This is a genomic window from Micromonospora trifolii (assembly GCF_050516465.1).
GTDB classification, from domain to species: domain Bacteria; phylum Actinomycetota; class Actinomycetes; order Mycobacteriales; family Micromonosporaceae; genus Micromonospora; species Micromonospora trifolii.
Genome location: NZ_CP191526.1, coordinates 7,206,988 through 7,215,882, shown reverse-complemented (window position 1 = coordinate 7,215,882; position 8,895 = coordinate 7,206,988). Strand labels below are relative to the sequence as shown.

Annotated in this window: 7 protein-coding genes; 5 read left to right on the top strand and 2 right to left on the bottom strand. The window is 71.4% G+C overall.

What is annotated here, in order from left to right:
• Nucleotides 1-103: 103 nt before the first annotated feature.
• From ACQRWP_RS33685 to ACQRWP_RS33665, 5 genes are all read left to right on the top strand, one after another.
• Nucleotides 104-643 carry a PadR family transcriptional regulator gene (locus ACQRWP_RS33685; protein ID WP_430500159.1) on the top strand — a complete coding sequence of 180 codons (540 nt, stop codon included), beginning with the start codon at nt 104-106 and terminating at the stop codon, nt 641-643.
• Nucleotides 640-1,368 carry an ABC transporter ATP-binding protein gene (locus ACQRWP_RS33680; protein WP_430500158.1) on the top strand — a complete coding sequence of 243 codons (729 nt, stop codon included), beginning with the start codon at nt 640-642 and terminating at the stop codon, nt 1,366-1,368. Before ACQRWP_RS33685 ends, ACQRWP_RS33680 begins: the two co-directional genes overlap by 4 nt.
• A 1-nt stretch (nt 1,369) precedes the next feature.
• A complete protein-coding gene (locus tag ACQRWP_RS33675; RefSeq protein WP_430500157.1) occupies nt 1,370-3,154 on the top strand; it encodes an FtsX-like permease family protein in 1,785 nt (594 codons plus the stop codon).
• Between the two features lie 112 nt (nt 3,155-3,266).
• The gene (locus ACQRWP_RS33670; RefSeq protein WP_430500156.1) at nt 3,267-3,719 is read left to right on the top strand and encodes a helix-turn-helix domain-containing protein; all 453 of its coding nucleotides are present in this window, start codon (nt 3,267-3,269) and stop codon (nt 3,717-3,719) included.
• Complete coding sequence (locus ACQRWP_RS33665; RefSeq protein WP_430500154.1) at nt 3,712-4,080, top strand: DUF4180 domain-containing protein; 369 nt, start codon at nt 3,712-3,714, stop codon at nt 4,078-4,080. The genes ACQRWP_RS33670 and ACQRWP_RS33665 overlap by 8 nt, the downstream gene beginning before the upstream one ends.
• A 5-nt stretch (nt 4,081-4,085) precedes the next feature.
• Here ACQRWP_RS33665 and ACQRWP_RS33660 read toward each other — a convergent pair whose 3' ends face one another.
• Both ACQRWP_RS33660 and ACQRWP_RS33655 read right to left on the bottom strand, forming a co-directional pair.
• Nucleotides 4,086-4,721: a hypothetical protein gene (locus tag ACQRWP_RS33660; protein WP_430500153.1), complete on the bottom strand. Its 636-nt coding sequence runs from the start codon at nt 4,719-4,721 to the stop codon at nt 4,086-4,088.
• Nucleotides 4,722-4,848: 127 nt separating this feature from the next.
• Nucleotides 4,849-8,883, bottom strand: a complete 4,035-nt coding sequence (locus ACQRWP_RS33655; protein ID WP_430500152.1) for an SdrD B-like domain-containing protein — start codon at nt 8,881-8,883, stop codon at nt 4,849-4,851.
• Nucleotides 8,884-8,895 lie beyond the last annotated feature (12 nt).

The window sequence follows — 8,895 nt, the reverse complement described above, 5'->3', positions numbered from 1 at the left end:
GGTTTCCAGACGGTACTGGACCCCTCCGACGATGAGCGTCGGAATTTGACAGTGGCATAGCTAGCGGTTATCTATTAGCGGTCGATTCGAGGGGTGTGCCGGAGTGCAGGACGTGGTGCTGGCCATGCTGGCCAAGGAGCCGGCGCACGGATACGAGCTGCGCAGCCGGATGCGGAACGCGCTCGGCCCGCTCGGCGAGGCGATGAACGCGGGGCAGGTCTACGTGACGCTGGCCCGGTTGGCGAGGGCCGGTCTGGTGACCTCGGAGCGAGCCGACGGCCTGCCGGACCGGCCCGACCGACGGGTCTACGCGTTGACCCCGGCCGGGCAGCAGCGGGTCGCCGGCTGGCTGACCGAGGTGAGCTGGCCGAAGCCGGACCTCACGGAGTTTCACCTGAAGCTGGTCGCCGCCGCGGCTGCCCGGCTGGCCGATCCGGTGGCGTTGGTGGACGCGCAGCGGCGTGAGGTGCTGCGCCGTCTGCGCGACGCGCAACGTGCGGCGTTGGAGCGGTCGGTGGATCCGGTTGCCGGGTTGCTGTTGGAGGGCGTCGTATTGCGGCTGCGGGCTGATCTGGAGTGGCTGGAGGCGTGCGAGCGCATGTGGTCCGAGCGAGGTCGAGCGGGACGGAAGGCGGGGGCATGACCGGGTCGATCGCGGTGCGGACGCGCGGGCTGAGCAGGTGGTACGGATGGGACGACGCGCTGGTACGCGCAGTCGATGAGGTCGACCTGGAGGTGCCCGCCGGGCAGACGTTGGCGATCATGGGACCGAGTGGCTGCGGCAAGTCCACACTGCTGCACCTGCTGGGCGGGTTGCAACGCCCCACCGACGGCGAGGTGTGGCTGGCTGGCCGCCGGATCGACACGATGAGCGAGCGGGCCCTCGCCCGACTCCGGCGCGACACCATCGGTCTCGTCTTCCAGTCCTTCCACCTCATGGACGAACTCACCGCGGTGGAGAACGTCGAGATGGCCGCCCTGCTGGCCGGGTGGTCGCCGGGTCGCGCTCGGCGGCGCGCCCTGCACCTGCTCGACCAGGTCGGGCTGGCCGACCGCGCCACGCACCTGCCCTCGGCACTCTCCGGCGGCCAGCGCCAGCGCGTCGCCATCGCCCGCGCGTTGAGCAACGAGCCGCAGGTGGTGTTGGCCGACGAACCGACCGGCAATCTGGACAGCGCCGCCACCCTGGAGGTGCTGCGACTGTTCGAGGAGTTGCGCAACACTGGGCAGACCCTCGTGGTGGTCACGCACGACGCCCGCATCGCGGCGGTCGCCGACCGGGTGATCTCCATGCGGGACGGGGCCTTCGCCGACGACAGCCTCCTCGCCGACACCGGCACTGGCACCGTCTACGGCGGGGTGCGCTGAGGTGGCTGGCCGCCTGCTGCTCATCTGGCGACTGCTGATGCGAGGCCTGCGTCAGCACCGGACCGAGAACGTACTGCTGCTGGTCGCGATCACCGCGGCGACCGCGACGTTGACCCTCGGCCTCACCCTCAACGAGCTGGTCACCCGCCCGTACGAGCGAACCCGGGCCGCCACCGCGGGCCCGGACCTGGTGGTGGAGCCGGGCTTCCCCGGGCCGCAGGCCCTGGACGCGCTCGCCCCGCTGACGACCCTGCCCGGGGTCACCGAGCACGGCGGGCCCTTCCCGCTGGCCTTCCTGGCGATGACCGCCCGCGACACGACCGTCCGGGTCATCGTCGAGGGCCGCGACGGCACCCCGGCCGCCGTCGATCGACCGGCGGTGACCGACGGGACCTGGGTACGCCCCGGCGGCGTGGTCGTCGAGCGCACCTTCGCCGACGCCCTCGGCCTGCGCCTCGGCGACACGGTCGGCGTCGACGGCCACCCACTGCGCGTAAACGGGTTCGCGGTCACCGCCGCCAGGCCGGTGTACCCGCAGATTCACTGGCACCTGCCGGGCGGAAACCTGGTGGAGAAGGGCGGCCTGGCCTGGGTCGATCGCCGCGACATCGCCACCCTGGCCGGGAAACAGCCACTGTCATACACCCTGAACCTCAAACTGATCGATCCGCAGGCTGGCGTCAAGGTCGTCGACCCGTCGGGCGGCGATCCCCGCTTCCGCGGCTGGATCTTCCGGTCGGCACGGGATATCGCCTACAGCAGCGGTCGACAGAACAGGCAGGCGGAGACGGCCCTGATGGTCGGCAGTTGGTTGCTGACCGGCCTCGCGGTGGTCGGAGTCGCCGGCATCGTCGCGGGTCGGGTCATCGCCCGGCGCCGACGGGTGGGGCTGCTCAAGGCCGTCGGCGCCGGGCCTGGCGTGATCGCTGCCGTCCACCTGGCCGAGTACCTTGTGGTCGCGCTCGCCGCCGCCGGGGCCGGCCTGTCCATCGGCTGGCTCGCCGCGCCCCTACTGTTCCGTCCCAGCGCCGGATTCGTCGGCTCCGTCGGCGTGTACCCGCCGCTGCGCGTGGTGGTCACCGCTACCGCGTTCGCCCTCGCGATCGCCGTCGCGGCGACCCTGGGGCCGGTGTTACGCGCCGCGGCCACCAGCACCGTCCAGGCGTTGGCCGACGCCACCACGCCACCACGTCGTCGGCGTTGGACGATCTGGCTGTCGCGCCGGCTGCCCACCGCTCTGCTGATCGGGGTACGCATCAACGCGCGGCGGCCACACCGTGCCCGGCTCGTCACCATGAACACCCTGATCACCACGACCGCGCTCGCCGCCGTCCTCTCGCTCCTGGCGCAGGACGACGATCCACTGAATCTCGGCTACTCGGAACTTCCCGACCCCCGCAACGAGCGAACGCTCCAGGCCATGCTCATCGTCGCCGGGGTGGCCTGCTTCCTCGCGCTGCTCAACACCGTCGTGAGCACCTGGACCGCCGCCCTCGACACCCGGCACCCGCTGGCGGTCGCCCGCGCTCTCGGCGCGACCCCCGCTCAGGCCGGCACGGGGCTGGCCGTGGCGCAGCTTCTCCCCGCCGTACCCGGCGTCGCAGCCGGGATCCCCTTCGGCATCGGGCTGTACCTGCTCTTCGACGGGGAGCGGTACCCGCCCGCCTCCTGGACGCTCACCGCGGCAGGCGGAGTCCTGTTCGCGGTCGCCGCGGTCGCCGCCATCCCCGCTCTGGCCGCCGCACGTCGTCCGGTCGCGGACACGCTGCGGTCCGCAGCGACCTGACCACCCCCGACGGCTGGGGACCACATGACGCGGAGCCCCTTTGGAGCTGATGTCGCCAACGAGTAGGTACCATGGATCCCTAACCTTCCCTGTCGGCGTAGGATAGGGAACGATGACGGAAGACATGTACTCAGTTGAGCAGGTGGCCGACCGGCTCAACCTGCACGTGCGTACCGTGCGCGGCTACATCCGCTCGGGCCGGCTCCGGGCGGTGCGGATCGGCAAGCAGTACCGGATCGCCGCCAGCGACCTCGACGCGCTCACCGGACAGGCCCCGGCCGCGCCGAGCGTCGCCAGGCAGGCGGAGGTGTCGAGCATCGTGCAGATCGACGGCGTCGACCGGGCCGCCGCCGACCGGCTCGGCACGCTCGTGCTCACCAGCGCCAACACCGGCCACGACCAGGCCAACCCGCTGCGGGTGCAGACCGTGTACGACGAGCAACGCCAGCGCGTGAAGATCATCATCTTGGGTGACCCGGCCGCGACCGCCGAACTGCTGCACCTGCTCGACGCCGTCCTCAACGCCGACAACGGCCTGCTCGACCGGGAGGTCCACGATGTCTGACGAGATCCAGGAACGCGCCGGGGTGCCGGTGCTGGTCTGCGACCCGGCGGGGCCGCCGGTGACCACCGAGCAGGACGCGCTGGACCTGATCGGGGCGGCGTTCCTCGGCGCCCAGGTGGTCGCCGTGCCGGCCAACCGCCTCGACGAACGCTTCTTCTCGTTGGGCACCCGCTTCGCCGGCGACGTGATGCAGAAGTTCGTCAACTACCGGGTGCGGCTGGCCGTCGTCGGCGACATCTCGGCGCAACTCGCGGAGAGTTCCGCGTTGCGCGCCCTGGTGCACGAGTCGAACCAGGGCGGGCAGGTCTGGTTCGTCCCCGACCTCGACGCGCTGGACACCCGCCTACGCGCTGCCCGATAGCCACCTCACCGGTCGGGCACGACAGCCATCTCCACCGCGTCCGGCTCCACTCCCCTGACCCGAGCCTGCTCGGCCGCCCACCGCAGATAGGCCAGCCACTCCTCGGACGACCAGCCGTTGCGCCGGCCCACACCCGCCTCGGCGGGGAGCAGGCCGGCCACGACACGGTCGAGGATCAGGGGCTGCACGCCGCCCACCCCGCGCCGGTAGCCGACGAAGTAGAGGACCTTCGTGAACAGGCCCGGCCCCAACCAGGGCAGACGAGCGTGGTCGGGGTCGCGGAAGCGGCGGTACGCCGTACGCAGCGCGTCCTCGTCGGGCGCCGGGGTGGACACCTCCTCCAGCGCGTACGCCAGGCGTTTGCCGTCGGGATCGGCGTCGAGCGACCTGGTGGCGCGCCACGGGCCGTACCCGATGGGTCCGTAAGCCCAGACCAGCACGGCCGTCAGTAGTTGCCGTGGGCTCGCGGACCCCGCCCGGTACGCATCGGCCACCGCGAACACGTCGCGCCGCCAGATCTCGCCGCTCGCCGGAAGGGTGTCGGGCCACGCATCCGGAGGCAGCCCCGCCCGCCACCGGTCCACCCGCACAGTGACCGGGGCTCGCTCCTCCGGTGGCACCCCGCCCTTGGTCGTCTGCATGGTCGCCTCCCACGGATCGAGCGCTTGGGACCGTCGTCGGGGACGCTACGGTCGGGCTCTTCCGCTCGCCGTCCGCTGACGCCATATCGCGGTATCGACCGCTGACCCACGCCGGCACTCGCCGTGACTACAGGACAGAGTGGGTCACCGCCGCCGTGTAGGTGCCGGCGACGCTTCCCGGCGGCACCACCACCCGCAGGGTCGGATCCCACGACACCGTGTTCGCGCCGCTGCCGGTCCAGCTGGCGGCGACCTGCGGCGCGGAGAGTTCGACCCCCGGCTGCGGGGTGAAGGTGCCGCTGCCGCTGGTGGCGATGGCCGGGCCGGACGAGTAACTGACCAGTTCGCGGCCGATGGTCGCGGCGCCGGCAGCCGAGGTGAAGTCGGTGACGGTCACCGTCGCCCGCCAGGACCCGGCGGCCGGCCCGCGGTCGTCGATCACCGTGACGGTGCCGAGTTGGCCGGCGATGACGCCGGCCCCGCCGGGGAGCGTCCCCAGCGACGACTGTTCGGGGACGCTGATCCGGAGGCCACCGAGGCGCTCGACCTGCACCGTGACGGCCTGGGTCGCGGAGAGCCCGCTGGCGTCGGTGACCCGCACGGTGAACGAGTAGGTGCCGGGGGTGGTCGGGGTGCCGGCGAGCAGACCGGTGGCGGGGGCGAGGGTCAGCCCCGGGGGCAGAGTCCCCGCGCTCACCGTCCAGGCGTAGGGCGCGGTGCCGTCGACCACCGTCAGCTGCGCACTGTATGGAACGGATTCCCGGCCGGCCGGCGGCGGCGGGAAGGACAGGGTCGGCGGGGCGTTCACCCTGACCGGTGCCGAGGCTGCCGAGGCCGGGCCGGTACCGACAACGTTCGTCGCCGCCACAGTGAAGGTGTAGGTGGTGCCCGGGGTGAGCCCGGTCAGCGTTCGGGTGGTGGCGGTGCCGTCGAAGGTGCGCGCGCTCTGCGCCTGACCGTTGACGTACGGCGTGACGGTGTAGGACACGATCGGGCTGCCGAGGTAGTCGGGCGCGGTCCAGCTCAGGGTGGCCGAGCCGGATCCGGCGTCGGCCGCCGTGATGGTGACCGCGGGCGGCAGCAGACGAATGCCCTGGTCCATGTCGCTCAGGTTGGCCCCGGTGCCGAGGGCCAACGGTGCCGTACTGCCGGTGATGGGGTCGCCGTCGGAGTCGACGGCGCTGTTGGTGCCCTGCGCCCGCGGCGAGAAGCGTTGGTCGGCCCGGAGCGCGGTCGGGGAGAACGTCACGGTGTAGCTGCCGGCCCGCAGCCCCGTGAAGGCGTACGTGCCGTCGGCCGCGGTCGTCGTCGAGCGGTTGACCGACGCGCCCAGGTCGTTGGTGCCCGACAGGGTGACCGGGAAGCCCGACACGGCAGGTTCACCCGGCTGGCGGATGCCGTCCGCGCTCACGTCGTTCCAGGTCCGGCCGCTGATGCCGGACGACACCACTGTGACCTGGGTGACCTCGGTGGTCGGCAGCGCCACCGGCGTCGTCGTACCACTGGGGGTGTAGCTGCCGGTACTGGTGTTCACGTATCGATCCCCGCTCAGGTTGCCGCTCGGAGTGAGAGTGATCCGCACCGAGTCGACGGCCGCGTTCGCCAGGTTGTTGACCACGATGCGCAGCGCGGTGGTGTCCGGCCCACAGGTCGAGGAGTAGTCACCGGGGTTGGGGGTGATGGTGCCGTGCGCCCGGTTGGTGCACTGGACCTGCACACCGGCCGGCGCGGTGCTGCCCGTGTAGGCGAGGGTCCCGGTGAATGCGGACCGGCCGTCCCCGTTGTACGGCAACTCGGTCAACAGCACCAGCGAGGGCACTGTCAACCCGCTCACGTTGCGGTACGCCAGCGTGAAGTTGATCGGGTCACCGACGGTGACCTGCGGGGTGGAGGTCGACTCCGACAGGGCGAACTGGGTCTGGTTGCGTACGGCGATGGTGTTGCTGCTGGTCCGGCGGGCGACGTCGATCGCGACGGCCGCGTCCGAGCTGATCACCGCGAGGTTGGTCGCGGTCGTGTTGTCCAGTGCGATGCGCAGCGCGACGGCCTGGAACGTGATCGCCGGAATCGTCGCGCCGGGCGTGATCGCACCGAGCTTGAGCAGGAGCCTCGGTCCGGTTTCGCCGCTGTCGCCGGTGCACGGGATGCCGTCCGCACCATGCTGCGCGGCGGTCAACTCCACGGCCAGCGCAGCACCGCCGGAGACGTATCGGGCGCTGCCGGCGACGTAGCTCATGCACGCGGGGAGGGTGTCGGTGATGGTCACCCCGCCGACCGGGGAGGTGGCCGACGTCGCCCGGGTGACGGTGGGCGTCAACGTGTAGGTGACGGTGCTGCCAGCGGCCACGAACTGTTGGCCGACCGGCAGTCCGTTCGACTGGGTCACCCGCAGCACGCCGTCGGTCAGGGTCAGCCGGTTCCCGGTGTACGAGGGGTTGTTGGTCACCCGGTTGTAGTAGGACGGTCCCCAGGTTTCGGCCCCGCCGAGGCGTCCGCTGTCGAAGTTGGCGATGATCGTGCCGGTCGGGTTGGGCTGGACCTGGAACTGGGGGTGGAAGTAGTCCACCTCGCCGTTGCCGATGGTCCAGGTGACGGTGAAGCGAACAGCGTTGACCGCGGCGGCACCACCGGCGGCTTCGATGGAGCTGTACCAACTGCCGGTGGCGCAGGAGGTGTTCCGCCGGGCGTTGTCGTCGGGCAGGTTCAGCACGCCGTACTCGACGAGGTATTCGGTGGGGGCGACGACCGTGTTGTTGCGGTACACCCGCCCGACCCCGACGATCCTGGTTTCGGCGGGATTCCACTTGTCGCAGATCGCGGCGCCGACCAGGGCCGGTCCACTGGTCGAGTAGATCTGCAGCCGGTCGTAGTAGGTCTGGCCGGGCGACGCGATCCCGTCGCCCGCGGTCCCGTTGGTCGCGTTGCCGGCCGGTACGCCGCCGGGGGTGTCCGTGGTCCAGAAGAATCCGTTGTACCCGGCCGATCGGGGCCCGAAGGTGGTCGAGAAGCAGTTGTCGTTCGCCCGGGTCGCGTTCGCCGCGACGTAGGTGCAGGTGGCGGCCCCGGGCTCACCGCCCGGTTCGTACCCGGTGCCGAAGTTGGACTGCCCGGTGACGCTCGTCGGGTCGAAGCCCCGGTACTGGATGGTGGACTGGATCGTCGAGGTGCTGTCGCCGCTGGGCACGAAGACGGTGAAGGTGCCGGAAACCAGATAGCTGAGCGTGTCCGACAGGGTGTTGCCCTGGGCGCCGACGGTCGGGCTGGTCCGTCCGGCGAGGTCGGCGCCGGTGATGGTGATCGACACGGTGCGCCCGGTCTGGGTGCATGCCACGGTGCCGGAGTTGACCACCGAGTTCGCCGCGGTGGCGTTGGCGACGATCCCGATCCGGCCGTACGGCACGCCGTATCCGCCGTTGCTGACCGGGGCGCAGGAGCCGGCGACGAGGACCGCGTTGGCGGAAATCGGGCTCAGGTCGGCGGTGAACGTCAGTGGCCCGGTCACCAGTTCGGTGCCCTTGGCGGTGGTCGGCACGGTCACCACGAAGCTGAACGCGAACCCGCTGCCGCTGGCCCCGCCGACCGAGGCCGGCGTCGGGGTGCCGAAGAGGTTGGCCTGCAGGTTGAGCTGCGGAAGGGCGACAACCGTGGTGCTCTGGGTGCCGCCGTTGAGGGCGCCGCCGCTGGCGGTGAGCGAAGCTCCGATGGTCGTTCCGTTCGGCACGCTGCCGCCGATGGTGACGCTGATCGGCACCGTGCCCGCGCCCGTCGCGTCCACGGCGACGGCGCAGGTCAACGTCTGCCCGTCGGCGCTGAGGCTGCCGCCGCCGGGGCCGGTGCACTGGGCCAGGTTCGACGTGTCGAAGCGGACCACCGCCGGGGCGGTAAGCGTCTGCACGAAGGTGACCGCGCCCGCGCCGGCACCATCCGATGAGTACACCCAGCCGTAGGTCAACACGTCCTTGGTGCGCACCCGCCCGTTGTTCGCACCAGTGTCCAGGCTGTCGAAGGGCGCGGCGCCGTCGGAGATGACCGTGAGCGCGACCTGGTTGACGGCGGCCTTGGCGGGCGCGGGCGCGACGACGGTGATGGCGGCCAGGCAGGCGACCAGCACCAAGGCCGCGGAGCCGAACCACCACGACCGGGACCTGCGAATCGGAGACATGAAAGTGAGCAG